Source organism: Neptunomonas sp. ABH4_499, assembly GCF_056160565.1.
Window position 1 is genome coordinate 38,842 of record NZ_JBSWXK010000005.1, and the last position, 25,547, is coordinate 64,388.

Here is a 25,547-nt window from a genome sequence, read left to right on the forward strand (position 1 = left end):
AGCGTTTTACCATTTCATACAACCGTCGAAATTAAGAAAAGGAATTCAAGATGTTAAGTGTTTTTCAGAAAGTGGCCATGCCTGCGCTGTTTCTCTTCACTGCGAATGCGGCCTTCGCGGAGTCGTTACCGGAAGCGCGCTCAAAATTTGAGACCAAAATCGTCCAGCAAGTAGAAGACGATGGTTTTCGTTTTCCTACGCCGCCAAGCAGCCTCTTTTCAATCGTCCAGTACGAATCTCAGGTCGGGGCTTTGTCGGCCATGCTCAGTAAGCCCGTTGATCCTAACAAAAAATACCCCGCAATCATCTGGCTTACCGGTGGTTTTCCGGTTGGGGGCATTGGTGAATCAGCGTGGACGCCAAAATCTAAAAGTAATGATCAATCCGCCAAGGCTTATCGAGAGGCGGGTATTATCATGATGTATCCTTCCTTGCGCGGCACGATGGGGAATCCGGGCCAGCAAGAAGGTTTTTATGGCGAGGTGGATGATGTAATCAGCGCATTACATTACCTGCAAAAGCAGCCGTATGTGGATGCAAGTCAGATCTATCTGGGCGGCCACAGTACTGGAGGCACTCTGGCTTTGCTGGTTGCAGAAAGCACGGATGAGTTTAAAGCGATCTTCTCATTTGGCCCTGTGGCTGGGAATCTGAATTATGGTACGGCTAATGCACTGCATGATCCTAACATTGAGCAGGAAAATATCTTGCGCTCACCTTACTATTTCCTCGATTCCATTCAGTCGCCAACGTACGTGATTGAAGGTGAGGAGGGGAATTACGATATGCTTCAGGTGTTGGATAACCACAACTCAAATACGAACGTGCATTTTCTACCTATAAAGGGCGCAAATCACTTCTCGACCTTGCAGCCGATCAACGAATTCTTGGCAGATCGCATTATCAGTAGCCACGACCAGCCGGTTGATGTCTCGGTCGAAGCTGTACAGTCCCATTACGGCGCAAGCCTTGCGCGTTAAGCTTGATCATCTTGGCGTATTGGATTTTATAAGCCTTAAGGCATCAAGTAGCATCACTTGGTGCTTTTTCTTAGACTCTTTTCGATGCGTTTCAGTGGTAAATGAAGCCCGTATTGGGATACATTTGTATAAATAGTGATCAGGGTGTTTCTTAAAGGAACACCAGTAAATCTTCTGTTAAGAATTAAATTATGCTGTTTATGCTGTCTAAAACAGAATAAATAGCTTGGTTTAAAGCTATCAAATTGGTGTAATCTACCAAATAGGTGTGGTTTTTAGTTAAATTCCACTTATTGGGTTTGGGAGCACAGATGTATTACCGTGATACTTGGGTTGAAATTGACCTCGATCGAATTGCTGCGAATGTCAGCGCCATAAAGCGTCATTCGGGCTACAACGATCTATTTGCCGTTGTTAAAGCAAATGCCTATGGTCACGGTGATGTACAGGTTGCTCAGACCGCACTAGATGCCGGTGCTACTTGTATTTCGGTTGCTTTGCTAGACGAGGCGATCAAACTACGTCGCTCCATTAAAGACGTCACTATCTTAGTCATGGGACCCGTTCGTGTAACGGATCTTCCCGTTGCGGCCGAACATAACATTGATGTAACGGCGTTTGATCTTGAGTGGATCGAACAGGCCGCATGCTACACCGGCAAGCCGGTGAACTGTCACCTTAAAATTGATTCGGGTATGCACCGAATCGGTATGAGTGACCCTCTGCAGTTTGCAAAAGCCTGCCAAATGGTGGATCAGGCCAAAGGCCTTAATCGCGTCGGCGTATTTACTCACTTTGCCACAGCCGATGGCGATACCACGTATTACAACCAGCAGGTCGAAAACGCGACAAAAATTCTGGAAGGTGTTGATTTAAGCAGCTTCCGCTATGTGCATGAATCAAACAGTGCGGCTTTGCTGCGTCACAGCCAGCAGCCAGGCACGAATGCGGGGCGTTTAGGCATTGCAATGTACGGCCTTGCACCAAGTGATGAGTTTGAGCTGCCGTTTGCCTTACAGCAAGCAATGTCCCTGCACAGCAAAATTACACAAATTAAGCGCATTAAAGCAGGCGAGTCGGTCGGCTATGGCGCCACCTTTACCGCTGAGGAAGATATGCTGGTGGGCACTATGTCCATTGGCTATGCCGATGGCTGGCTGCGTTACCACCAAAATCGCCCTGTAGAGATTAACGGAAAAGCATTTTCCATCGTTGGCCGTGTATGCATGGATCAATCCATGGTACGAGTAGACGAAACCGTTAACGTCGGTGATGTGGTACATCTTTTGAATGACCGTTTCACCATTGATATGGCGGCTAACGATTTAAAAACCATTAATTACGAAGTGGTGTGTTGCATATCCGACCGAGTGCCTCGCGTGTACAAAAAAGCGGGCAAGGTTGTTGATGAGCGCAACGACCGACTGAAATAAGGAGTTTGCGCGGTGAGTACAATTCAACAAATGACCCCATACGAGTTACGCCAAGCGATTCGCACAGGGGAGATTACGGGCAATACTTCTGGCATGGCGCAAGGTTTTGTGCAGTGCAATTTAGCCATGTTGCCAGCGGACTGGGCAAATGACTTCTTACAGTTTTGTCAGTTAAACCCTAAGCCTTGCCCACTGGTTGGCATGTCAGCCAAGCCTGGCGACATCGGCTTGGACATGCTGGGGCGTGATATTGATATCCGTACAGATGTGCCGAAATACCGTTTATTCAATAACGGTGAGTTTGTCGATGAAGTGACCGATATACGTGATCATTGGCGTGATGATATGGTCATCTTTGCGTTGGGTTGCTCCTTCTCGTTTGAGGAGGCCTTGATTGCCGATGGCCTTGATGTGCGTAACATCTCGGAAGGTGTGAACGTCCCAATGTATCGCACTAATATCGAGTGTGCTCCGGCAGGTCGTTACAGCGGTACGACCGTTGTCTCTATGCGTCCAATGAAGCCAGCAGATGCGATCCGCGCGATTCAAATTTGTAGCCGTTTTCCGTCGGTTCATGGCGCACCTATCCATTTTGGTGATCCTGCTCAAATCGGTATCAACGATATTAGCCGCCCAGATTACGGTGATGCAGTCACCATCAAAGAGGGTGAAGTGCCGGTTTTTTGGGCGTGCGGTGTCACACCGCAAGTGGCGCTAGAGCAGGCGAAGCCGCCGTTCTGCATCACGCACAGCCCAGGTCATATGTTGATCACTGATCTTCCGAACAGCCGTCTGGCGATTCTTTAAGTTATTCATCTGCCACATCAGGAGTAATCAATGTCTCTTAAGCTCAATTGCGATCTGGGTGAAAGCTACGGTTCCTGGTCCATGGGGATGGATGCGGCCGTAATGCCTTTTATTGATCAAGCTAACATTGCGTGTGGCTTCCATGCGGGCGATCCGTTAGTGATGTCTCGTACACTGGCCATGGCAAAAGAGCACAATGTAACGGTCGGTGCGCACCCAGCGTATCCAGATTTAGTTGGTTTTGGTCGTCGCTCGATGAACTGCCAGCCCGCGGAAATTGTGGCCTTTATGCAATACCAGATGGCGGCACTCGAAGGTATGGCGCGCTCACAAGGGCTTGAGCTTACCTATGTTAAACCACACGGTGCGCTCTATAACGACATGATGGCGAAAGAGTCTGTGCGTGCTGCGGTGATGCAGGCGATTTCTGAATACCATCGTCCCGTTGCTTTAATGCTACAAGCAACCCCTGAAAGCGCGACTCATCGCGCTGAAGCTGCGAAATTAGGGATTAATGTCCTGTTCGAAGCGTTTGCCGATCGTTGCTACGACGACGATGGCAAGTTGCTGGCCCGCACTAAGGCTGGTGCCGTACATACGCGCGAGAAAATGCTAGAGCAAGTAAAACAGCTTTGCACCGATGGCACGGTCACAACGGTTAGCGGCCATACTTTAAAAGTTGAAGCCGATACCTTGTGCGTGCATGGCGATAACGAAGAGGGCGTCAAAGCCATTGAAGAGATCCGCAAGGTGATTAGTCAATGAGGGTTGAAGTCGCCGGTGAAAACGCGCTGATTGTCTACGTTGGGGAGCACGGTGCTCCGGGCGTAGCCAGTCAGGTAGAGCAGCTTTCGCGATTGCTTCGTGAGGAGATGGGCGACCAATTGGTCGACCTGGTTCCATCGTACGCATCCGTTTTGATCATTTTTGATCTGTTCCGTTGCGATCATTTAGCGGTTCGAAACGCCATCCGTCGTGTCGCTCAGTCTTTATCGAGTGATGATTCTGCCGAAGGGCGTATTATCACCTTGCCTGTGTATTACGGTTTGGATGCCGGTGAAGACTTGGAAATGCTGGCGAAAAACGCAGGCCTCACCACGGATGAGGTGATCGAGATTCACCAAGCCGGTGAGTACCGCGTTTACGCCATTGGTTTTGCCCCAGGTTTTGCCTACTTAGGGGATGTGGATGAGCGCATCGCTGCACCAAGACTGTCTACCCCGCGTCAGAAAGTCCCGCGTGGTGCGGTGGCGATTGCGGATCGTCAAACGGCGATCTACCCAGCGGTATCACCAGGCGGGTGGAACTTGATTGGTCGTTGCCCAGAGCGGATGTTTAATCCAGAAGCCGATCCTACCATGCCAGTACAAGTGGGCGATCGCGTTAAGTTTAAAGCGATCACTAAAGAGGAGTTCTTCGCATTGGGGGGCACACTCGATGTCTGATCAACTGACACAAGGCCTGCTGGTTCGCCAGCCAGGCTTAATGACCCTGATTCAGGATGCGGGTCGATTTGGACAGCACGGTATCGGCTTAACAGTGGGTGGCCCGCTCGATGGTGATGCGTTTTATTGGGCTAACCGTTTATGCGGTAATTCAGGGTCCGAAGCCGCTTTAGAAGTCAGCTTTGGTGGTCTTGCTTTGGAAGCTCAGGTGTCGACGCTGATTGCGGTTACTGGCGCAGAGATGGTGTTAACCATCAACGGTGAAGAGCAGCCTCAGTGGCAAAGCCACGCGGTAAAACCCGGTGACGAGATTAAACTGGCGTATGCCACCTCAGGTTGTCGAGCGTATCTAGCCGTAAAAGGCGGTTTTGCGATTGCCCCAAGTTTTGGCAGTGCTGCCACAGTAGCGCGTGAAGGCATAGGCGGTCTTAATGGTGGAAAACTGGCCCAAGGGGATCTTCTGCCTTGTGCCGCTCATAAGGATGCCCCCGCTTATCAATTGCCTGAATCGCTGCGACCAACCTACGGGAAGTCCGTGACCTTGCGTGTAATGCTTGGCTATCAAAAAGAGACCTTCAGTCCCGTTGCGTTAGCGCGCTTTTTTACCAGCGAGTACACCACGACTGATCGCAGTGATCGCATGGGTTACCGATTGGAAGGCCCAGAGGTGATATCCTCCATCAATGGCATTTTATCCGAAGGCATCTGTCACGGCGCCATTCAGGTACCGGCTGATGGTCAACCGATTGTGCTATTGAATGATCGCCAAACCATCGGTGGCTATCCAAAGCTTGGCTCTGTGATCTCCTTAGATACAGCCAAGCTTGCGCAACTGACGCAGGGCGCCAAGGTGCACTTTGAAGAGATCACCATTGATGATGCTCACTCGTTGCACCTGCTGCATCGCCAAAAGCGTGAAAGCACAGAACTGATTTCTTGTTAATCGATTTGTTGAGACGTATATGACCCAAAATACAGCCCCAGAGCGCTCTTTGAGCGAAGCGGTTGCCGTAAGCCAAGCCATCGAGAATGCCTTGGTAGCGCGCAACTTGCGCGGTATGAAAACTGTGCAAGAGGTTTTGATGCCAGGCTACTGTTTGCGTGCCGCCATGGTGATGCAGCAGTGTACCGGTACGGTACTGATAGGTACGGGTTTTCCGGTGGCGGGTACGTTTGAGACCGACGGCCCGGTGGGTGCAATCTCGCTGTATCGCGCGTTTGAGGCGATGGGCGCGAAGCCTGTTATCGTCTGCGGCGATCCACTGGCAAGCGCTTTGGCCGATGATTACACGGTGCAAAAGTTGCCGGTAGGTGAGCTCACCAAAGCCGAGCGTACCGATGTAGCGAAGCGTATTTTGGATGATCTGACGCCGGAGCTTGTGATCTCGATCGAGCGTCCAGGTCAAGCCGAAGATGGCGGTTACTACAACATGCGTGGCGAGTCGATCACGATCAATTCTGCAAGCTTTGATGAAGTGATGCAGGAAGCGGGTTGCCCAACCATTGCGATTGGCGATGGCGGTAACGAGATCGGAATGGGCAATGTGCGTCCAGCGCTTCGCAGTTTAAACATTACCCCAGCTGTGACACGTTGTGGCGAACTGATCGTTGCCGATGTTTCTAACTGGGGTGGTCATGCTCTTGTGGCCATGATGGGCTGGTTGGTCGGTAAAGACCTACTGGCCGATTTTGATAACAACACTGTGCTGACGTACTTGTCAGAACACAACAGCGTTGACGGTGTAACCCGGGAAAACACCCTGACAGAAGACAGTCTTCCGTCGGCCGACGGTGAGGCTTTGATCAAAGAGCTGCGCCGTTTAACCGGTTTTGCATAACAGGGATCAAACCACGTTTGGTCTGACAGTAAAAGGAGAGGGCGGGTGTAGCATAGACCCTCTCCCACGTTTGGAGCGAGATATGAGTATTGTTTATTTGAACGGATCTTACATGCCAATGGCGGACGCGAAGATTTCGCCTATGGATCGCGGCTTTCTGTTCGGTGATGGTATTTATGAAGTGATCCCATCGTATGATGGCAAGCTGGTTGGTTTTGGCCCGCACATTGATCGAATGAACGAAGGCATGGGCCTGATCGAGATCAAACTGGGTCTTTCACACGACCAATGGCGTGAGATTTGCGAATCTCTGATCGAGAAAAACGGTGGCGGTAACCTAGGTATTTACCTGCACGTTTCCCGCGGTACTGACTCTAAGCGTTTCCACGCTTACCCAGACGATGTTGAGCCAACCGTATTCGCGTTTGTTTTCGAAATTCCTGCAGCACCTGTTGCGGACAAGGCTAAAGCGAAAGCTTACAAGGTATCCAGCACAGAAGACCTGCGTTGGAAGCGTTGCAACATCAAATCCACCGCGTTGCTGGGTAACGTCATGCACTTCCAGCAAGGTTACGCATCCGGTAACAACGAAATCATTCTGCACAACGCTAACGGCGAAATGACCGAAGGCAGTGCTTGTAATGCTTACATCGTTAAAGACGGTGTCGTGATTACCCCACCACTGGATCACCAAATTCTGCCGGGTATTACCCGTCTGATGTTGTTGGATATCCTGCGTAAAGATGGCTCCATCAAAGTGGAAGAGCGCATCGTTACTATGGACGAAGTGCGCAATGCAGACGAGATCTGGCTGACAAGTTCAAGTAAAGAGATCGCGCCAGTAATCGAGTTGGACGGCAAGCCAGTCGGCAACGGCGAAATCGGCGATGTATGGGAAAAAGCCCAAGCATTGTACAGCGCTGGTAAGTACAACTACTGAGCAATCGGTATTTAGAATGACATGACCAGTACATGGTCAGACAAAGACGGATTTTAGAGCACCTTCGGGTGCTCTTTTTTTGTCTCTTCCTCTTTGTTATCGCATAATGGCGCTACGTTAAAGAGGGAGTTTTGCAAGCATGGATCGCTTAAACAGTCCAAGGTCGCTGTACCTTTGGATGGCATTGTTCACGACCGCCTTTGTGGTCTATGGAAGCTTAGTCCCTTTTCAATTGCGTGGGCACTCATTGGCTGATGCGATCACTCTGTTCTCGGATATCCGTTATCTGCAGTTAGGTGCATCCTCCCGCGCCGACTTACTCGCAAACCTTTTAATCTACATCCCCGTTGGTTTTTTCTGGTCGGCGGTGATCTCCAAAGGTGGATCGCGACAAACCCCGCTCGCTAAATGGTTTTTTTTAGCTGCGCTATTAATGGGCTTGGCTTGGCTAGTTGAGTTTTTACAGCTGTTTGTTGCTCCTCGAACCGTTTCACGAAATGACCTTATTTCCGAGTCGTTAGGCATCGTTGCAGGGATTGTGCTTTGGCGCTGTATGGGCCATCGATGCGATCGCACTTTACGTGTTTTGCTGGAGCGCCAACGGGTCAAGGTGTCTACCTTGTGGTGGGGCTTTTTTTCCGCTTGGTTAGTCTACAGCTTGATGCCGTTCGACTTCTTTATTCGACTCAGCGAGCTTAAATGGGCCCTTGATATCAAAGGGTATCCTTTTGTGGGGCTGGGGTTGGAAGAGTGGCAAAGCTTTTCGATCCGCGAGGCGCTGGTCCTTATGTTAGAGGCGGGCGTGGCTTGGTTAGGTGGTGCTGTGTTTGCTGCCACGCCTTGGGGCGTACGCCGCGGTCGTCGAGGCAAGGGCGCTTGGGTCTTTTTGGCGGCGCTGATCTTCGCCGCTGTCGAGTTGCTTCAGTACTTTGAGTACTCTGGCAGCAGCTCGTTAACCTCGGTACTGGTTAAGACACTCGCTTTTGCCGTTGGGGTGCGCTCGTCATTTCTTACCAATAAGCACGCAATCGAGCGATGGATGATCCGTTGGAGTCGTTTGTTTAAGCTTGGGTGGCCACTCTTATTGGTGTTTGTGTTGTTCATAAAACACTGGACGCTATCCCCCTCGCAAGATCTGCAAGGGCGCGTCGACACCTTGTTGCAGTTATCTTGGGTGCCGTTTTACTACCACTATTTCACCACCGAAATGGCCGCACTGAAAAGTGTGATGCTGCAAATCGCCATCATCTCGCCAGTGGCGTTGTTTGTCTGGTGTCGTTATAAGCTCTCTAAAACAAAAGAGGCATACTCGTTATCATCGCACGCGATATGGGTAGCCGCTGGGGCTTTTATGCTCGAAACGGGGGGGCTGTTATGGAGTAACATTCGACCCGATTACACCAATGTATTGATCATGGCGGCGGTCTACCCGCTGATCTTCATCGCGTATGATGTGCTGTTTAACTCGCTTTTTCCTGATTCGGTAACCCCAACTTTACCTAATCGTCCTAAGCCTCTGGTGCCATCAACTGAGCCATCAACGAATCAGCGCGTTTACATCCCAAGGCCGGAAGAGGTCGGTACAAACACTCAAAGCTACGCAGAAGAAGTCCTACCCGAGACAGTCCTAGAGCAATGGGAGCAACACGCCCCGCAAGAGCCACTATGGCAGCCCATCTCTTTTATCTTTAGTGCATGTGCCGCACTGCTCATAGCGCTTGCAGCGATGTTTTACGTTGTCGATTACCCGAGTCATCCGGTTCTCTTTGCGGCCGTTGCACTGGTGGTGGTTTTTGCTCTGTATCGTTCCCCCATCCTTTTGCTTGTCTTGTTGCCTGCCTGCGTTCCTTGGGCAGACGGGTATGTTTTTACTGGCCGATTTATCCTAACGGAGCTGGATCTTTTGATCATGCTCGGTATTGTTGTTCATTATGTGAAGCAGCTCACGGTAAAGCCGACCCTCTTTTTACCCAAGCGGGCCTTTTTATTGATGTCGGGGCTGACGGGCCTGTATGTCGTCAGTGTGCTTTGGGCCTTGTACCGAATCGATGGTGGTGCAAACCCGCAGTCGTTTTTCTCGACTGATAACCTGTTCCGTGTAGCTAAACCTTGGCTCTGGCTGCTCTTATTATTGCCAGTGCTGGGTTATCACTTTTTAAATCAACCCAAACGAGCTACACAGTCGGTGGCCGTGGGTATGTGCCTTGGTTTGCTGGCCTTACTTGTTTCAGTTGTTTTAGAGCGATGGTTGTTTACCGGGCTTTGGGCCTCTGGTGAGGATGCGCTTCACCGGGTTCGAGGTAGCTTTGTTACGATGCACACAGGTGGTGGTCATATCGATGCGTACCTGGTTGCCGCAACCCCGTTTCTGTTATTGCCATGGTTGATGAAACTGAGCGTGTTTTGGCGTGTGTTGGCTACCTTGGGTGCGCTCGTGAGTTTTTACGCAATTTTTGTCACCTATTCACGTGGGCCTTATGCGGTTGCTGCGGTAAGTGTGGTGTTGTGTTATCTGTTTTGGCGGGTCGCACAGCGTGAAACGCAGGCGAAACGTACTTGGGTAGCGGTGTTAACCGGGGGCATCGCGCTGATCTGGTTAGCCTCTCCCTTTATGATCCCAAGCTTTTTAACCGAGCGTCTTTCCATAGTGGATCGGGATACCAATACCCGTATCCACCAATGGGAGCGGGTCACTGACTTGATGGGGCCATCTGCTTTTAGTTATCTGGTGGGTATGGGGCCGGGTATGCTGCCGCGCGCCATTATGATCGGGAATGCACAGTCCTCAGTGCCCAGTACCTATCATCGCTGGGTTGAAGACTCAGACGGCACGTACTTGAGCATCCAAAGTGGCCGCTCTTATTACACCAATCAATACGTTCACCCAGAACAAGGTGGAACCTATCATTATCGGGTTCAATATCGTGCTCCGGTCGGTGATGTGCGTCTCAATCTTTCGTTGTGTGAAAAGTGGATTGATGATTCGCATCGCTGCCAAACGGAACCGGTGACCTTGCCTAAAGCGGATGCTTGGCAAAACGTTGAGGGCGAGTTTACTGTCACGGCTTTTAATGAATCCGAGCATCGGTCCTTGGCGCGTGCGCTTCGACCGGTCACCTTGGCGTTTTTTACCCATCATAACCAGCCTGCTTTGGACTTAAACGCGCTGTCGATTCGTGATCAGAATAATGAGTCGCTGATCCAAAACGGAGACTTCTCGGATCAATTGGATCATTGGTACATCACATCGGATAACCACTTGGATTGGCACGCTAAAAATATTTGGGTGAATGTGTATTTTGACTTAGGGCTCTTAGGCGTTCTTTTTTACGGCGCACTGCTTTTGCTGATTTTAGCGGCTGGTTTTAAAGCCATTAAAGAGGGGGATCGATGGAGCATACCTTTTGTGGTGGGGCTGATCGCTTATTTCGGCGTCGGTATGGTTGCCAGTCTCTTTGATGTGCCGCAGCTGACCTTGATGATGTTACTGCTGAGCAGTGTGATCGGGCTTCGCCGCGTGGCTTCGTCGGTGGCCAGCGAAATAAATCATGTTCGTTAAGTGAGTTTTCATTGTGAATGGGTAAACATTCTCTACAATAGGTTTGTTTAATTTCACTTAAGTGGATGCCCGCCGGATATGTCATTAGTGGTTAGCTTTGTCGAAAACAACGTTATGAATTTATTAGCGTTGTTTTGGTTCTTTCTTTGTTTTCGGGGGTACTTGTACCTTGCGAAAAAGCTCAGTTACACAACCCCGTGTTTATCCAGTGTGCTGCACATGTACCGTCATGAGTGGATGGTCAAATTACACGAGCGCGAGAACCGCATAGCCGATACCTCGGCGGTGGCCAACCTTGAGCGCAGTGTCTCGTTTTTTGCTTCAACCACCATGCTGATTTTAGCGGGTTTGATGACGGTACTTGGCTCGACTGAAAAAGCGATCGATGTGATAGCCGATATCCCGTTTGCTGTACCGGCCACCCGTCAGGAGTGGGAGCTAAAAATCCTGATGATGATCGTCCTATTCGTATATGCCTTCTTTAAGTTTACGTGGAGTCTAAGGCAATACGGATTTGTGACCGTTATGATCGGTGGTGTACCACGCCCGGCCGATGGGGTCAGCGAGCAGGTGCGTCAGGCCAACGCCGCGCGCATCGCTAAAATGACCTCGCTGGCTGCCAACAACTTCAACAATGGCCTTCGTACCTACTATTTTAGCCAGGCGGTACTCGGGTGGTTTATCAACCCGATTCTGTTTATGGGGTTATCCACCTTGATTGTGTTCGTGTTGTACCGACGCGAGTTTAGATCCTCTACTTTGAAGACATTAATGATGTCGGTCGAACCCGATGTGAAAAACAGCTAAAAGCATAAAGCCTACAAAAATGTAGGCTTTTTTATTTTTAGGCCTTGAAAAATAAAGGGCCGACCCTATCTCTAGGTGACATCATTGTTTAGAACAATAGGGTACTGTATCTATGAGCACAGAAACGCAGAAAGAAACGCTTGGCTTCCAGACCGAGGTCAAACAGTTATTGAATCTGATGATCCACTCTTTGTATTCGAACAAAGAGATCTTTTTGCGAGAGCTGATCTCCAACGCATCGGATGCTTCCGAAAAACTCCGCTATGAAGCTTTATCAAACGCGGATCTTTACGAGAACGATGGTGATCTGAAAATTCGCGTAAGCTTCGATGAGGCCTCCAAAACGGTTACCATCGAAGACAACGGTATTGGTATGAGCCGTGACGATGTCATCGAGCACCTAGGTACCATTGCCAAGTCAGGCACGGCTAACTTCCTAAACCAGTTAACGGGTGATCAAGCCAAAGACAATCAGCTGATCGGTCAGTTTGGTGTTGGTTTTTACTCAGCGTTCATCGTTGCGAAAAAAGTAGACGTGTTCACGCGTCGTGCTGGTGTCGCGGCTGATCAAGGTGTGCACTGGTCATCAGAAGGTGAGGGTGAGTTCACCATCGCCACCATCGATAAAGCCACTCGTGGAACGCAAATCGTTCTGCACCTGAAAGAGGGTGAAGAAGAGTTTGCCGATGGTATGCGTCTGCGTAGTTTAGTGCGTAAATACTCTGACCACATCGCTTTGCCAGTTGTGATGCAAAAAGAAGCACCACTGGGTGAAGAGGGCGAGGAAGACACCAAAGACGTGACTCCAGAAGATGAGACCGTCAATAGCGCAACGGCGCTTTGGACACGCAGCAAAGGCGAAGTGTCCGACGAGGAGTACAACGAGTTTTACAAGCACATTTCCCACGATTTCAACACGCCGCTGACACACGCGCACAACCGTGTTGAAGGTAACTTGGAATACACCAGCTTGCTGTATGTACCTGAGCATGCGCCTTACGATCTTTGGAATCGTGAAGCGCCGCGTGGTCTGAAACTGTACGTGCAACGTGTGTTCATCATGGATCAGGCGGATCAGTTCTTGCCGCTTTACCTGCGTTTCATCAAAGGTGTGGTGGATACCAATAACCTGTCGCTGAACGTATCTCGTGAGATTCTACAAAAAGATCCGAACGTTGATAAGCTGCGTGCTGCGCTGACCAAGCGTGTGCTGGACATGCTGACCAAGCTTGCGAAGAACGATCCAGAAAAATACGCAACTTTCTGGGAACAGTTTGGTGGTGTACTGAAAGAAGGCCCAGCCGAGGACTACACTAACCGTGAGAAGATCCTTAAGCTACTGCGCTTTGCTTCCACTCATGTCGATGATGCGACGCCAAGCGTTGCTCTGGATGATTACATCAGTCGCATGAAAGAAGGCCAAGAGAAGATTTACTACGTTGTAGCGGATAACTACAATACGGCTAAAAACAGCCCGCACTTGGAGATCTTCCGTAAGAAAGGCATCGAAGTGCTGCTGCTGACGGAGCGCATCGATGAGTGGATGATGAGCCACCTGTTCGATTACGATGGGAAATCTTTCCAAGATGTCACCAAAGGTGAGCTGGATCTTGGCGAAGCTGAAAACGAAGAAGAGAAAAAGGCCCAAGAAGAAGCCGCTAAGCAGCACGAAGGCTTAGTCGAGCGTCTGAAAGAGCGTTTGAGTGATAAAGTCTCTGATGTTCGTGTCACACACCGTCTAACCGAATCACCAGCGTGTTTGGTTCTGAACGCCTATGATATGGGTGCGCAGATGCGTAAAATCATGGAAGCAGCGGGCCAAGCGGTTCCGGATACTAAGCCAGTATTTGAAGTGAACCCAGAACACCCACTGATTGATCGTTTGGATCACGAGTCCGATGAAGATCGCTTTGGTGAGTTGGCGAACATCATCTTTGACCAAGCAGACCTTGCGGCGGGCGGTCAATTAGATGACCCTGCAGCGTACGTTGCTCGTTTGAACAAGTTGTTGCTTGAGCTTACCGCGTAACGGACGACGGACGACAGACGACATTAACGAGAAAAGCGGCCAATGGCCGCTTTTTTTATGCTTATTTAATCCAAACCGCGTTGAGATCGCTTTAATGTAACCTTTAAACGAATGTAACAGGCTTGGTTTAACTTACGGTCTAACCATTGCCATCGGACCGGATCCTGAGTTGAGTGAAACTCAGGAATGGCCCACGATTCATAGGCTTCGATCTTCTTAAGGACATAGTTTGGTGACATGATTGCACCTCCTGTGCAGGAACACCTAAACTGCGTTTTCCAATAATATTTACTGCTTAGTTAACGTTATAACTCAATAGTTCAGAAAACGCGAAAATCTGGCCTTATCTTTCGTACTTATGCCTTTGACAGCACATCCACAACGGCACGAGCAACGTGAGCTACGTTTTGCTGGTTAAGGCCTGCGATGCTCATTCGGCTAGAGCCTACGACATACACAGAGTGCTCTGTTTGCAACAGCTCTACTTGAGCCGGGTTTAAACCTAAGAACGAGAACATCCCTTTTTGTTGCTCAATGAAGCTGAAATCAAGCTCGGGGTTAATCTCGGTGATGGATCGCGCCAGTTGGCCACGCATCGCGTTAATTCGATGGCGCACTTCGTCAAGCTCCGTTCTCCACGTTTGGGTTAACGCAGCGTCCGACAAAATGGTTTCAACAATGGCGGCACCGTGTGCAGGTGGCATAGAATAGTTGATACGCACCACGCTGTTTAAATTGCTTTGCGTTACGGCCGCTTCTTCGCTGTTGCGGGTGATCATCAAGGCAGCGCCTGTACGTTCACGGTACAAACCAAAGTTCTTGGAGCAGGAACTTGCAATGATCATCTCTGGCTGAGTATCGGCCAATAAGCGAAGACCGTATCCGTCTTCTTCAAGACCATCTCCTAGCCCTTGGTAAGCGATATCAATAAAAGGCACTAAGCCTTTACTCAGCAACACGCTGCTGATGGTATCCCATTGTTCGTTTGTAAGGTCCGCACCACTTGGGTTGTGGCAGCAGCCGTGCAACAGAACGATGTCACCTGCGCTGGCTTGGTTGAGCGTATCCAGCATGGCTTCAAAACGGATGCTCTTGCTGGCAAAGTCGTAGTACGGGTAGGTTTTAACGGTTAAACCTGCTGCCGTAAACGTTGGAATGTGATTCGCCCATGTTGGGTCGCTTACCCAAATGGTCGCATTAGGGTTTGCTTTGTACGCCAATTCAGCTGCAACACGCAGTGCACCTGTGCCGCCTGGGGTTTGAACCGACACCAGGCGCCCATCGCGAATGGCAGGGTGGTCTTTACCCAAAAGCAGGGCGCGAATCTCTTGGTTGAAGAGTTCGGAACCAGCTGGGCCAATGTAGGTTTTGGTCGTTTGTTGGTCGATCATGCGCTGCTCGGCTTCCCGAATAGCCTTCATAATTGGAGTGTGTCCCTGTTCATCTTTATAAACACCGACTCCTAAATCCACTTTATTCGGATTAGGGTCATTTTTGCACTTCACAATCAGATTCAGAATCGGATCGGCTGGAAGAGGCGAGAGTGCTTGGAACATTTAAGAAGATCTCCTGATCGTTACCATAAAACGGCTAAATAAATAAGTCGTTATTGTTACTGATGCTTGAAGGAATGAAAACCTTTTTCAGCATAGGATTGTTAAATTGAACTCAATAGGTCGCATGCTTTAATATTTGTGCCCGGTTGGCCGATAAAAGCTGTATGAATAGACCGATGGATTGTTATGTTTCAACACGCTAAAAAGACGTTCAAGACCCCAAGTGTTATGGCTGTGTTAGCCGTGATGGGCGTCTGTGTCTCTTTTCCGGTGGTGGCGCTTGAAGGTATCCGTAAAGTGGTAAAGCCTGACGGTACCATTGAGTACACCAATGTAGGACAAGGGAAGTCCTCTGCACCTGCAAAACGCTCGGCGAAAACCGATGCGATCTACAAATACCGTAAAGAAGACGGTGTGATCATGCTGACCAATGTCCGTCCTAAAAAGGGCATTGAGTATGAAACCTTCACGTACCGGTCCGAGTGCTATGCGTGTACACCGCGCTCCAAGGTAAATTGGTACAACACGCCGATCAATACAACCGCTTACCAAACGGCTGTGGCAAACGCGGCCATTGAATTTGGGGTGGACCCTGCTCTGATTCGAGCAGTCATCCATGCAGAGTCCGCGTTTAAAGTGAATGCAAAGTCGCATCAGGGAGCACAAGGGTTGATGCAATTGATGCCAGCGACTGCGCGATACTTAGGGGTGGCGGATGCGTATAATGCCGATCAAAACATCCGTGGTGGTGCGCAGTATTTAGCGGAGCTTTTAAGTCTGTATCAAGGCGATATTCGACGGGCAACCGCCGCTTACAATGCAGGCCCAGGCGCTGTGAATAAATACGGGGGTATCCCGCCCTATGCAGAAACACAAGCGTATGTGGAAAGGGTAGGTATTCTACACAAGCGGTATCTTAATGCGGCGCGTTAAGCGGCCAAGTCCATTAAGACAAGTGGCTTACTCGAACGGTAAGCCCAGCTGCTGCTCAGAGCTAAACAGCGTTTTAAAACCTTGATGACGCATCTCCTGATTGATGCTTTTTACACGCTCACGGGCGCGCTGGTAATCCTTTAACACGGTTTTTGTGTAGTTCTCTTTTTGCTGGCTGAGATACTTGCCTCGACACTCAGACACCACCCAATCTCCGACCAGATCCTGATACAGCCGGATGACGAGGTACTCCTGATGTTTACGCCAGTGAATTAACAAGGTATTACCGTTCAACGTTGGGACAGAGCAATTTATAATGGCGCGCCATTGAGCCTTAAAGCCACGCATTTGTAAAGACCGAAGAGCAAGAATTGAGTATGTCATTGAAAATAACCGCCGACGAGAATATGCCAGGGTTAGATGCCCTGTTTGGTGAGCATTCTTTAACGCGCGTGAACGGCCGAAAATTAAGCGCGGAACAGCTGATCGACACCGATGTATTGTTGGTGCGCTCCATCACACAGGTGAACGCATCCTTGCTCAAAAAGGCTAAGCATCTTAAGTGGGTTGGCACCGCAACTATAGGTACGGATCACCTTGATCAAGACTATCTAAAAGCGGCGGGGATTCCCTATTCCAATGCACCTGGCTGTAACGCCGAAGGGGTGGTTGATTACGTCCTTGCGGTGATCTTAGGTGTTATTCCAGAAACCGAATCGCTTAAGGACAAAACCGTTGGGGTGATTGGCGCCGGTAACGTGGGAGGACGTTTGGTAGGTCGTCTTACGGATCTGGGTTGCCAAGTGCTGGTGAACGATCCCCCAAGGGAAGCTGAAAGTGCGTCTCACGATCAATTCACACCCTTGGATGATCTTCTTAAGCGTGCTGATATCATCTGTTGTCACACGCCATTGACCAAAACCGGTGATCATCCAACCTATCACCTTTTGGATGAATCGCGCTTATTGCTGCTAAAAACAGGCGCTTTGCTGATCAACGCAGGTCGCGGCCCGGTGATTAAAGAGACTGCCTTGATGGCGGTAATGGATAGCCGACCGGATCTGTGTGTCTGTTTGGATGTCTGGGAGCATGAGCCACAGGTTAATAAGACACTGGCGGATAAAGTCTTATTTGCAACACCCCATATTGCAGGGTACAGCTTTGAGGGCAAGGTGCGCGGTTCTTATATGCTACGTGAGGCCTTAGGTGAGGTGTTTGATTTGCCGGAGCTTGCGCCTTTGCATCAATATTTGCCAAAACCTGCGCTCAGTGAAATTATCATTAGCGATCAGTGTTCTTTGGCAAGTGCGGTGCACCAAGCCTATAACCCTGCGGCCGATGATCGTCGTTTTCGTCTTAGCCTTAATAGCAAAGAACAACCGAAAGCGTTTGATCTATTGCGTAAGGAGTATCCTGTGCGGCGTGAGTTTTCGAGCCTTGTGGTGAACGTATCCCAGCTTTCTGATCCAGAGCCGATGGCAACAGCCCTGTCAGCACTGCGTTTTCAAGTCAAACAGGCCTAGAGTCCTAAGGTATTTAGATGAAGTCGTTGTTGCCTGTTCGTCAGTCGGAAAGATCCCTTATTGAATTGAACCCCACCATTGGTGAGTCGGTTCAAATTGTCTTTGAGTCGACACGGCGTAAATACAAAGTGAAGCTGGTGGGCGTGTTGGCTCAAGAGGGGGTGATTGTGACATCGCCTTCACTTAGGACACTACAAGGCGCCTCTCTTGAAGGGCAAAGCGCGGTGCTGAGTTTGATGTGTAATAACCGCTTATGCACCTTCAAAGCGCGCCTGATGAAAACCGCGTTACCCATTTCAGGGTGGTTATTCAGCTACCCAGAGCAAGTTCAATATCATCGCGTCCGCAGTCACACGCGGATTCCGGTGCAATGTGTCGCCAGTGTCGATCACTGTGACGAGGCGCGATCCATCGCATTGAACTTACCGAAAATCGTATACACCAAGGACATATCTCTGGAGGGGATGGGCGTCGAGGCGACCGCACCTTTGGGGTATGTGGACGAGCAGTTGCTTGTCACATTTCGTTTTCAGATGGCAGGGGCCGACCAAGTTGCGTTGATCCCTGTGGTACTGAAAAACATCACTGAAGAGGAACCAGGGGTGTTCGTGCATGGTTTGCTGTTTCACGACATGGAAGAGGAAACGCGCCACTTGCTGTCTGGTTTTGTCTATCAACAATATCTCATGGAACTAGGATATCTGGATGATGAATGATCAAACACGTGCCTTTCGATTAGGCTTAATCGTTAACCCGGTTGCCGGTTTAGGCGGCTCTGTCGCCTTGAAAGGCTCCGATGGTAAAGGCACCGCTAAAATCGCTACCCGCCTTGGTGCCGAGCCAAAAGCGCAGGAGCGCACATTAACGGCACTGAGTGAGCTAAAAGGCCTGCCCGTTAAAGTGATTACCTATGCTGGTGATATGGGTGAAAACGTGGCCCGCCTTGCTGGCTTTGAGCCCGAAGTGATTGGTGCGCAAAGTGATGAAGACAGCTCGCCAAACGACACGGAAGCCGCAGCAGAGGCTTTACTGAATGCGGGTGTGGATTTAATCGCCTTTGTCGGTGGCGATGGTACGGCGCGTAACGTGTGTCGTATTGTACCCGAAACAACACCAGTACTTGGCATTCCGGCGGGTGTAAAAATCCACTCAGGTGTGTATGCGGTTAACCCAACGGCGGCCGGTCGTGTGATTGCGATGCTGGTAAAAGGGGAGTTGGTCTCCTTTACGGAGCGGGAAGTACGCGACATCGATGAAGATCAATTCCGTGAAGGGCGTGTCAGTGCGCGATACTACGGCGTGCTCTCGGTCCCTGAAGAGCACCGCTATGTCCAAAGCGTAAAAAACGGCGGCAAAGAATCCGAAGAGTTGGTGCTGGATGACATCGTGGCCGATGTCGTTGAACGTATGGAGCCGGATGCCCGCTACATCATGGGGTCTGGTACGACGGTTAAAGCGATCATGGAGCACTTGGGGCTTGATAACACCTTGCTAGGCGTTGATCTTGTTGAGAATGAGTCTGTAGTCGCCTCCGACTGCAAAGCGAACCAGTTGCTGCAGCTATGCCAACAGGATGATGGTAAAGAGACCAAGCTGATCATTACCTTGATTGGTGGTCAGGGCCACATTTTTGGCCGCGGTAATCAGCAGATCTCACCCGAGCTGATTCGATATCTGGGGAAAGAAAACATCTGGATTGTGGCAACCAAATCCAAGCTCAATGCACTGGATGGCCGTCCACTGCGTGTTGATACGGGCGATGCTGAGTTAGACCTAGCGCTTGAAGGCGTGTGGCCTGTGATCACGGGCTACCGAGATCAGGTACTGTATCGCGTTGAAGCGTAACGCTGAGTGATAAAAAAACCGGGGCATCCCGGTTTTTTTATGTCTAGACCAGAGTGGGCTATACGGCCACGACGCAATTTCGTCCTTGGTCTTTGGCCATGTAGAGTGCTTGGTCCGTTCGATCAATAAAGCCTTGGCTGTCCTCGTCGGGCATTAAGCTGGTAATGCCGAAAGAGGCGGTAATCGAGCTGATAACCTTGCCGCTTTTCTTTTGCTTGATGCGAATCGCTTCAATCTTTTGACGAATGGATTCAGCAATGCCCATGCTTTGTTCAAGCGTCTGGCCGGTCATTAGCACTGCAAACTCCTCACCACCAAAGCGTACCGGTAGCATGGGCTCTTTGCACTCATCTTTTAGCAATTTGCCAACGTATTGCAGCACTTTGTCACCCATCAAATGACCGTACTCATCGTTAAATTTCTTGAAGTGGTCTACATCCACCATCATCAAGACAGTTTCGTTTTCTGGGTTGACTTTAATGCGCTGGGTAAGCTCGGTGTCGAAAATTCGACGGTTAAAGAGGCCGGTCAGTGGATCAACACTGGCATCTTGGCGGGATTTTTGAAGCTCCTCTTTAAGCTTTTCAATTTCCGCTTGTGAGGCCTGGAGTTCCTTTTGGAACTGTTCAGTCTGGCGGCTGATGTGGGTTGTATGCGTGGCCAGTTTTTGAATGACATCATCCAAAGAGGCTTGTTGGCTTGGGTCGTTGATGGCAACCAAGCTCTCCTCAAGCACATCACTAAAGTCGGCTGTCTCCTTTGCCGCAGACTGGGTTCGCACGACCATTCCAGATGCCAGCTTGACCATTTCGGCTTGCATCTTTTCAGAGTGTTCAACTTCTTCGTTGATCACATGCTGGCGGAACAGTTGTTCGCTCATGATGGTAGGGCAGGTGCCATACGTCACCAAGGTTTGGTCCAGCTGCTTGTTCAATGCAGGCAGCTTTTCCGAGACATAGGTGTACCAGAGCGCGTAGTTCAAAGGATTAGGCGGGATACTGTACTGCACCATTAAAGGAATGGCTTTACGCAGATACTCGGCCGACTGTGACGGGTCCTCAAGGTATTTCATAGAGCCTCAATACGTAACTCACTCGTCAGGGATAGGAATACAGATTCACTATAGTCCATATCTTCAGAATGTGTGGGTGTAAAGTTAAGTAGGGTATCGACCCAAATGAGGCTTTCTGAAGCTCAAAATTAAAAAAATATTAGGGAATTAACTGATTTCGTTCCATACACGGAGTTTGGAAAACCAAGGAAAATCAACCAGCTGAGCGTTAAGGTCGGTTTTTAAGCGGTCCAAGTTCAAACTGGTGTTTGTATGAGAGAATTTCAGCTCAATTTCGATCTGCTCGTTCACATAATGAAGCGTCAGCAGGGCATGTTTCAGTTCAACCCCGTGTGCGGATAGCAACGGGGCAATCAAAGACTCAATCTCGTGTCTGAGCGGCAGTATTCGGCACAGGTGTTCCTCCTCATCGTCGTAGGTGTCGATGTGGAAAATCACATGGCCGATGTCATCGTACTCTTTTAAAAGAGATTCTACGGCTTTATCACCCACCCAGTGCCCCTCAGAGGCGCTCATGTAAGGCGCCACTTGAATGTGCATCTCCAATTGAATCTGACTGCCCATCAAGCGCGTTTTAAAATGATGCACGTTGATGATTTCAGGAATCTCAAGGACGGTCTTCTTAAACGCGTCTACGCGCTCTGCAGGAAGGGCCGTGTCTACCAATTGCTTGATGTTGTCGTAGGTAAGGTCCCAACCGATCTTACCGACAAACACGGCGACAACAATGGCCGCTAAAGCATCAAGCCATGGGTAGCCTGCTAACGCGCCGATAAGGCCAACCAGAACAACAATGGAGGAGATCGCATCCGTTCGACTGTGCCAAGCATTGGCGATCATCAAATCGGATTTTAAACGTTTGCCCCATTTGAGTGTGTAGCGATAAATCCACTCTTTGGAACAAATGGATAAAATAGAGACAACTAAAGCGGCCCAGCCTGGGATCTGAGACGTATTCTCTTCAAATAGGAGTCGTAGGCTCTCGAAGGCCATCGCACCTGCGACAGCCATTAAGATGCCGCCTAAAAGAACCGTACCAATGGTTTCGAATCGTTGATGTCCCCAAGGGTGGGTTTCATCGGGTGCCTTGTGTGAGACTTGAAAGATAAGAACAACGACAATGTCCGTGACTAGGTCAGAAAAAGAGTGAATGCCATCGGCGACCAAAGCGGCGGAGTTTGCAAAAAGTCCAACTAGGATTTTTGCAAGGCCTAAAAACGTATCTAAAACAGCACCGATCAACGTTACTTTTTGTGCAATGCGAGCTTTGTCTTGTTCGTTGTTCACCTGCGTGTTTCCTTCACTGAAGATCAGTCAATTACCTAACCAGATTTTTTACGAAAAACAAGCCTCTTTTAAAAAGTTTTTAACCGGTCAAGTGGTTGACATTGAAAAAGAGTTTTAAATCGTTGTTTTAGCATTGCTTAACAAAAAACAGCTAAATTATCTTTTTAAGCTATTGATTTAAAACGATAAAAACAAATGGTTAAAAAATGATCAGTTTGTATCAGAGCCACATATGACGGGCAATGTAAGACGTTTTTCTGACACTATTCACAGAGTTATCCACAGATGATGTGGGCATATGGCGCAAGCCCACACAGGGTGGGTGTTTGCGCGATTTGCTAAAGGGCTAAACATGAACTATGACAGGCGTATGACCAGTGGATGAAACTTCAGTCAATGCCCACAATTTTGTGCGTCTGCAAACTCATCTTCCACTTGGGGTGGCGCATGCAGTAATCGATCACGGCTTTGGTATGGTTTTTACCGGCACCTTCATCCATGGGTTGGAGATAAAAATGCTCAAACTCCATATCTGCAAAGCGCTCAGGCATGGCCGAAAGCTGCGGATAGACCAATTTCAACTCATGGCCTTGGGTGATGATAATGTCGGAGTCGGCTTTGGGGCTTACGCAGATCCAATCAATGGCCTCGGGTAGACGCTTGGTGCCGTTTGTTTCGATGGCAATTTCGATACCGCGTTGATGGACCGCATCAATCAGCGCTTTATCCAGCTGAAGCGCAGGCTCGCCGCCGGTAAACACGACAAAGGGTGTTCCTTCTGGTGCCGGCCAAAAGGATTGGATACGCGCGGCCAGCTCGTCAGCGGTTTTGAATTTGCCGCCGTTCTGACCATCAGTTCCGATAAAGTCGGTGTCACAGAACTGACACACGGCTTTGTAGCGGTCTTGCTCGCGGCCCGTCCAAAGGTTGCATCCGGTAAATCGGCAGAAAATCGCAGGACGGCCTGCGTGAGCTCCTTCACCTTGTAAGGTGAAGAACATCTCTTTAACAGTGTACATTCATACTCCAAGTGCCATTACGAGCGGGGCACTTCTCCGCCAAACGCGTTCATCAACAAGGGGAACAGTCGCTGACACTCAAGGGACAAACGAGACGTATCCGAATCCAAGCGAACCAATGGGTCTTCGCTGCTTTCTTCGTTCAGTGTTTGGCTCAGCTCTTCACTGAGTTTGATCTTCTTCACGCGAAGGTCAGACTGCAATGTAAATTGTAGGGTATCTTCCCATTCAAGCGCTAACTGGACGACCTCTTTACCCGCATCAAGGTGGGCAATGACTTCGTCGCTGTGAAGATCTTCGCCTTTAATACGAATGGTGCCGCCTTCCTCGCTTGGATCTTTCATTTCGCACTCATCAAGTGGAGTGAGTTCGACCACGCGGTTATTTTGACGAAGCCATTCAGACATCATAACGGCCGGGGAGTGGTGCACATCAGGGAGAGCTATCGGCAGGGTTTCTAAGCTGTTACGCAAAAGGTTCAGTAACTCTTCGGCCCGCTTGAAGTTAGCGCTGTCTACCGCGATGAGTCCCGCCCTTGGCATGATCAAGGCTCGGGTTTGCTGAAACTTGCTAAAAGCTCTTGGTAAGAGATCGATGATGATCTCATCTTTGATCTGCAGTTTTTCTTTGCGGTAAACCTTACGGGCCTGCTCTTTTTCGATGATGTCAACGCGCTCGTTCAATGCTTTCTTGATCACGTTGGATGGCAGCATCTTTTCCTCTTTTTGCGCGCACACTAAAAACGCACCATTAGAGGCAAAGACTAAAGCATCCATGTTCTGATCTGGGGATACCCATCCATAGCGGCTTAGCTCTTGGCTTTTGCACGGTGTAAAGGCGTGCTCTAGCAAGGCTGTTTCAAGGCCATCGGCGGTGTAATCGCTTGGTTGAGTGAATCGATAAAAGATCAGATTTTTGAACCACATACTGTTTCCGTTTGTCTGGTTATAGCGCGGGCGTAAGCTTAGTGTTTCTGGCGTCATTTTGACAGGGCGAAAGGGTGAGTTTCTCCTTTTTCGTTTTCAAAACACGTTAGGCTGGAAAAGCCGATCACAATCGAGCACCATGCACCGCACTTTGAATCAGTCACTGCAAGCAGGCTTTCTAAGCCAGTAACAGGAACACAGAATGACGCGTCACAAGATCACGAAACGCACATTTTCTCGATGGGCCAGCCGTTTGGCTGTTACCGCCTTTGCGTTTTCAGGGACAAGCTTTGCGGATGGCCCATCCACGCGAGAACAACACCTTGCGCCGATTTTGAAGGGCATTTATGCCTCAAATCAAAATGCAGCCATTATTTCTGCAAACGCTCAGGACCCGCTTATTTCGATTCATGAAGATAAGTTATTGCTTCCTGCTTCAACGTTAAAAGTACTAACCGCTTATTTGTCGATTCAAAAATGGGGTTTGACACATCGCTTTAAAACCGATTTTTACTTAAAAGACGACGTGCTCTACATCAAGGGATACGGTGATCCGTTTCTTGTCTCCGAAGAGTTGGACGCCATTAAAGCGCACTTGTTGCCGCTTTTAGGCACACGTGCTTTAGCGGCGGTTGTGCTGGATACCACCGCCTTCCCAGAGGTGGATTTAGGCCGTGGTGATAGCGATAACCCATACGATGCGGGTAATGCCTCCCTTGCGATTAACTTTAACAGCGTGAATCTGACGCGCTCCGAAGCCGGAGTCATCTCATCCGCTGAAGAGCAAACTCCATTAACGCCGTTAGCGATCTCTTTGGGTGAACAGTATGTAAACCCAGGGGAAACAAAGCGGATCTCTCTCCCAGGTGGGCAGGAGATGTCGGCTCAGTATTTTGGTGAGATCTTTAAAGACCAAGTACTCAAGCAAGCCACTTTGCCAATGCGCCTTGCCAAAACGCCGGATGATGCCGTGCTGATCTACCAACATCAAAACAGCCGGACTCTGGATCAAGTCCTGATCGGTATGTTGAAGTACTCCAACAACTTTATCGCTAACCAGTTGTACTTGATGTTGGGCATGGAAACCTTTGCCAAGGGCACAGAACCTGCCGATGCCAATGCGTTAAAAGCCGCGTCCAAAACGTATGTGATGGATCAGGCCAAAGCCGCGTTTAACTGGCAAAACTTTAACGTAGAGGATGGTGCAGGTTTATCACGGGACAATCGTATTTCTGCCGCACAAATGATGGTACTGCTTGAGCACTTTAAACCGTGGCGTTCCTTGTTACCGAGTCAGTCTAAAAACGCGAAGGTGCAAGCTAAGACCGGCACTTTAAACGGGGTTCGTACCTACGCAGGTTATACGCAAACCGGAGATGAGTGGTACCCCTTTGTGTTGATGTTGAATCGACCTTTGGAGTGGCGTTTTCGCTATCGCTTTGCCAGCGCGTTGACCGAGTAAATGGAATTAATTCTTATTCTTGATACACTTGGCGCCACACAATCCGAAGTCTGAAAGGGCTTCCTATATTACTGTGCAATTAAAGG

23 protein-coding genes are annotated in these 25,547 nt (G+C 49.5%); 16 read left to right on the forward strand and 7 right to left on the reverse strand.

Annotation, left to right across the window (positions count from 1 at the left end):
* The first annotated feature begins 50 nt into the window (after positions 1–50).
* The 11 genes from ACXAF9_RS06435 to htpG all read left to right on the forward strand — a co-directional run bounded on the left by ACXAF9_RS06435 (position 51) and on the right by htpG (position 13,838).
* Entirely contained in the window at positions 51–980 is a 930-nt protein-coding gene (locus tag ACXAF9_RS06435; RefSeq protein WP_475071881.1) for an alpha/beta hydrolase family protein, read from the forward strand.
* A 311-nt stretch (positions 981–1,291) separates the two neighbouring features.
* Positions 1,292–2,413, forward strand: coding sequence for an alanine racemase (gene alr / locus ACXAF9_RS06440; RefSeq protein WP_475071883.1), 1,122 nt, complete (start codon positions 1,292–1,294; stop codon positions 2,411–2,413).
* A 30-nt stretch (positions 2,414–2,443) separates the two neighbouring features.
* Positions 2,444–3,220, forward strand: a complete 777-nt coding sequence (locus ACXAF9_RS06445; protein ID WP_475072404.1) for a putative hydro-lyase — start codon at positions 2,444–2,446, stop codon at positions 3,218–3,220.
* 30 nt (positions 3,221–3,250) lie between these two features.
* Positions 3,251–3,985, forward strand: a complete 735-nt coding sequence (locus ACXAF9_RS06450) for a 5-oxoprolinase subunit PxpA (protein WP_475071885.1) — start codon at positions 3,251–3,253, stop codon at positions 3,983–3,985.
* Positions 3,982–4,665, forward strand: a complete 684-nt coding sequence (pxpB, locus tag ACXAF9_RS06455; RefSeq protein ID WP_475071887.1) for a 5-oxoprolinase subunit PxpB — start codon at positions 3,982–3,984, stop codon at positions 4,663–4,665. The genes ACXAF9_RS06450 and pxpB overlap by 4 nt, the downstream gene beginning before the upstream one ends.
* Complete coding sequence (locus tag ACXAF9_RS06460) at positions 4,658–5,608, forward strand: 5-oxoprolinase subunit C family protein (RefSeq protein ID WP_475071889.1); 951 nt, start codon at positions 4,658–4,660, stop codon at positions 5,606–5,608. Before pxpB ends, ACXAF9_RS06460 begins: the two co-directional genes overlap by 8 nt.
* Positions 5,609–5,627: 19 nt before the next feature.
* Positions 5,628–6,503 carry a DUF4392 domain-containing protein gene (locus ACXAF9_RS06465; protein ID WP_475071890.1) on the forward strand — a complete coding sequence of 292 codons (876 nt, stop codon included), beginning with the start codon at positions 5,628–5,630 and terminating at the stop codon, positions 6,501–6,503.
* Between the two features lie 82 nt (positions 6,504–6,585).
* Complete coding sequence (locus ACXAF9_RS06470; RefSeq protein ID WP_475071892.1) at positions 6,586–7,443, forward strand: D-amino acid aminotransferase; 858 nt, start codon at positions 6,586–6,588, stop codon at positions 7,441–7,443.
* Between the two features lie 139 nt (positions 7,444–7,582).
* Entirely contained in the window at positions 7,583–11,002 is a 3,420-nt protein-coding gene (locus ACXAF9_RS06475) for a VanZ family protein (protein WP_475071894.1), read from the forward strand.
* Positions 11,003–11,080: 78 nt separating this feature from the next.
* Positions 11,081–11,809: a DUF599 domain-containing protein gene (locus ACXAF9_RS06480; RefSeq protein ID WP_475071898.1), complete on the forward strand. Its 729-nt coding sequence runs from the start codon at positions 11,081–11,083 to the stop codon at positions 11,807–11,809.
* Between the two features lie 112 nt (positions 11,810–11,921).
* On the forward strand, positions 11,922–13,838 hold the full coding sequence (gene htpG / locus ACXAF9_RS06485; RefSeq protein WP_475071900.1) for a molecular chaperone HtpG: 1,917 nt from the start codon (positions 11,922–11,924) through the stop codon (positions 13,836–13,838).
* Positions 13,839–13,903: 65 nt separating this feature from the next.
* Here htpG and ACXAF9_RS06490 read toward each other — a convergent pair whose 3' ends face one another.
* Both ACXAF9_RS06490 and ACXAF9_RS06495 read right to left on the reverse strand, forming a co-directional pair.
* On the reverse strand, positions 13,904–14,077 hold the full coding sequence (locus tag ACXAF9_RS06490) for a hypothetical protein (protein ID WP_475071901.1): 174 nt from the start codon (positions 14,075–14,077) through the stop codon (positions 13,904–13,906).
* 117 nt (positions 14,078–14,194) lie between these two features.
* Positions 14,195–15,394 carry an amino acid aminotransferase gene (locus ACXAF9_RS06495; RefSeq protein ID WP_475071905.1) on the reverse strand — a complete coding sequence of 400 codons (1,200 nt, stop codon included), beginning with the start codon at positions 15,392–15,394 and terminating at the stop codon, positions 14,195–14,197.
* A 186-nt stretch (positions 15,395–15,580) separates the two neighbouring features.
* On the opposite strand from ACXAF9_RS06495, the gene ACXAF9_RS06500 reads away from it, so the two are divergent.
* Entirely contained in the window at positions 15,581–16,327 is a 747-nt protein-coding gene (locus tag ACXAF9_RS06500; RefSeq protein ID WP_475071907.1) for a lytic transglycosylase domain-containing protein, read from the forward strand.
* Between the two features lie 27 nt (positions 16,328–16,354).
* Here the strand turns inward: ACXAF9_RS06500 and ACXAF9_RS06505 are convergent, their stop codons facing one another.
* Positions 16,355–16,711, reverse strand: a complete 357-nt coding sequence (locus ACXAF9_RS06505; protein ID WP_475071910.1) for a hypothetical protein — start codon at positions 16,709–16,711, stop codon at positions 16,355–16,357.
* Between ACXAF9_RS06505 and ACXAF9_RS06510 the strand changes: the two genes are divergently transcribed.
* Genes ACXAF9_RS06510 through ACXAF9_RS06520 form a run of 3 tightly spaced genes read left to right on the forward strand, consistent with a single transcriptional unit; the run spans position 16,705 to position 19,695 of the window.
* Positions 16,705–17,850 carry a 4-phosphoerythronate dehydrogenase gene (locus ACXAF9_RS06510; protein WP_475071911.1) on the forward strand — a complete coding sequence of 382 codons (1,146 nt, stop codon included), beginning with the start codon at positions 16,705–16,707 and terminating at the stop codon, positions 17,848–17,850. The genes ACXAF9_RS06505 and ACXAF9_RS06510 overlap by 7 nt on opposite strands.
* Positions 17,851–17,867: 17 nt before the next feature.
* Positions 17,868–18,566, forward strand: a complete 699-nt coding sequence (locus ACXAF9_RS06515) for a PilZ domain-containing protein (protein WP_475071914.1) — start codon at positions 17,868–17,870, stop codon at positions 18,564–18,566.
* On the forward strand, positions 18,559–19,695 hold the full coding sequence (locus tag ACXAF9_RS06520) for an ATP-NAD kinase family protein (protein WP_475072407.1): 1,137 nt from the start codon (positions 18,559–18,561) through the stop codon (positions 19,693–19,695). The genes ACXAF9_RS06515 and ACXAF9_RS06520 overlap by 8 nt, the downstream gene beginning before the upstream one ends.
* A 58-nt stretch (positions 19,696–19,753) precedes the next feature.
* Here ACXAF9_RS06520 and ACXAF9_RS06525 read toward each other — a convergent pair whose 3' ends face one another.
* The 4 genes from ACXAF9_RS06525 to rdgC form a co-directional block, all read right to left on the reverse strand.
* Positions 19,754–20,767 carry a GGDEF domain-containing protein gene (locus ACXAF9_RS06525; protein WP_475071917.1) on the reverse strand — a complete coding sequence of 338 codons (1,014 nt, stop codon included), beginning with the start codon at positions 20,765–20,767 and terminating at the stop codon, positions 19,754–19,756.
* 147 nt (positions 20,768–20,914) lie between these two features.
* The gene (locus tag ACXAF9_RS06530; RefSeq protein WP_475071921.1) at positions 20,915–22,054 is read right to left on the reverse strand and encodes a cation diffusion facilitator family transporter; all 1,140 of its coding nucleotides are present in this window, start codon (positions 22,052–22,054) and stop codon (positions 20,915–20,917) included.
* A gap of 389 nt (positions 22,055–22,443) precedes the next feature.
* Positions 22,444–23,073 carry a 7-carboxy-7-deazaguanine synthase gene (gene queE, locus ACXAF9_RS06535; protein ID WP_475071923.1) on the reverse strand — a complete coding sequence of 210 codons (630 nt, stop codon included), beginning with the start codon at positions 23,071–23,073 and terminating at the stop codon, positions 22,444–22,446.
* Between the two features lie 17 nt (positions 23,074–23,090).
* A complete protein-coding gene (gene rdgC, locus ACXAF9_RS06540) occupies positions 23,091–23,999 on the reverse strand; it encodes a recombination-associated protein RdgC (protein ID WP_475071927.1) in 909 nt (302 codons plus the stop codon).
* A gap of 202 nt (positions 24,000–24,201) precedes the next feature.
* On the opposite strand from rdgC, the gene ACXAF9_RS06545 reads away from it, so the two are divergent.
* Positions 24,202–25,461 (forward strand): D-alanyl-D-alanine carboxypeptidase/D-alanyl-D-alanine-endopeptidase, encoded by a 1,260-nt coding sequence (locus ACXAF9_RS06545; RefSeq protein WP_475071932.1) that lies wholly within the window; start codon positions 24,202–24,204, stop codon positions 25,459–25,461.
* Positions 25,462–25,547 lie beyond the last annotated feature (86 nt).

Coding starts and splice junctions, on each gene's coding strand:
- alr (WP_475071883.1), top strand. CDS start 1,292: ATGTATTACCGTGATACTTGGGTTGAAATTGACCTCGATCGAATTGCT.
- ACXAF9_RS06450 (WP_475071885.1), top strand. CDS start 3,251: ATGTCTCTTAAGCTCAATTGCGATCTGGGTGAAAGCTACGGTTCCTGG.
- ACXAF9_RS06545 (WP_475071932.1), top strand. CDS start 24,202: ATGACGCGTCACAAGATCACGAAACGCACATTTTCTCGATGGGCCAGC.
- ACXAF9_RS06505 (WP_475071910.1), bottom strand. CDS start 16,711: ATGACATACTCAATTCTTGCTCTTCGGTCTTTACAAATGCGTGGCTTT.
- ACXAF9_RS06445 (WP_475072404.1), top strand. CDS start 2,444: ATGACCCCATACGAGTTACGCCAAGCGATTCGCACAGGGGAGATTACG.
- ACXAF9_RS06480 (WP_475071898.1), top strand. CDS start 11,081: ATGTCATTAGTGGTTAGCTTTGTCGAAAACAACGTTATGAATTTATTA.
- ACXAF9_RS06460 (WP_475071889.1), top strand. CDS start 4,658: ATGTCTGATCAACTGACACAAGGCCTGCTGGTTCGCCAGCCAGGCTTA.
- ACXAF9_RS06520 (WP_475072407.1), top strand. CDS start 18,559: ATGAATGATCAAACACGTGCCTTTCGATTAGGCTTAATCGTTAACCCG.
- ACXAF9_RS06525 (WP_475071917.1), bottom strand. CDS start 20,767: ATGAAATACCTTGAGGACCCGTCACAGTCGGCCGAGTATCTGCGTAAA.
- ACXAF9_RS06490 (WP_475071901.1), bottom strand. CDS start 14,077: ATGTCACCAAACTATGTCCTTAAGAAGATCGAAGCCTATGAATCGTGG.
- htpG (WP_475071900.1), top strand. CDS start 11,922: ATGAGCACAGAAACGCAGAAAGAAACGCTTGGCTTCCAGACCGAGGTC.
- pxpB (WP_475071887.1), top strand. CDS start 3,982: ATGAGGGTTGAAGTCGCCGGTGAAAACGCGCTGATTGTCTACGTTGGG.
- queE (WP_475071923.1), bottom strand. CDS start 23,073: ATGTACACTGTTAAAGAGATGTTCTTCACCTTACAAGGTGAAGGAGCT.
- ACXAF9_RS06500 (WP_475071907.1), top strand. CDS start 15,581: ATGTTTCAACACGCTAAAAAGACGTTCAAGACCCCAAGTGTTATGGCT.
- rdgC (WP_475071927.1), bottom strand. CDS start 23,999: ATGTGGTTCAAAAATCTGATCTTTTATCGATTCACTCAACCAAGCGAT.
- ACXAF9_RS06470 (WP_475071892.1), top strand. CDS start 6,586: ATGAGTATTGTTTATTTGAACGGATCTTACATGCCAATGGCGGACGCG.
- ACXAF9_RS06515 (WP_475071914.1), top strand. CDS start 17,868: ATGAAGTCGTTGTTGCCTGTTCGTCAGTCGGAAAGATCCCTTATTGAA.
- ACXAF9_RS06495 (WP_475071905.1), bottom strand. CDS start 15,394: ATGTTCCAAGCACTCTCGCCTCTTCCAGCCGATCCGATTCTGAATCTG.
- ACXAF9_RS06510 (WP_475071911.1), top strand. CDS start 16,705: ATGTCATTGAAAATAACCGCCGACGAGAATATGCCAGGGTTAGATGCC.
- ACXAF9_RS06475 (WP_475071894.1), top strand. CDS start 7,583: ATGGATCGCTTAAACAGTCCAAGGTCGCTGTACCTTTGGATGGCATTG.
- ACXAF9_RS06465 (WP_475071890.1), top strand. CDS start 5,628: ATGACCCAAAATACAGCCCCAGAGCGCTCTTTGAGCGAAGCGGTTGCC.
- ACXAF9_RS06435 (WP_475071881.1), top strand. CDS start 51: ATGTTAAGTGTTTTTCAGAAAGTGGCCATGCCTGCGCTGTTTCTCTTC.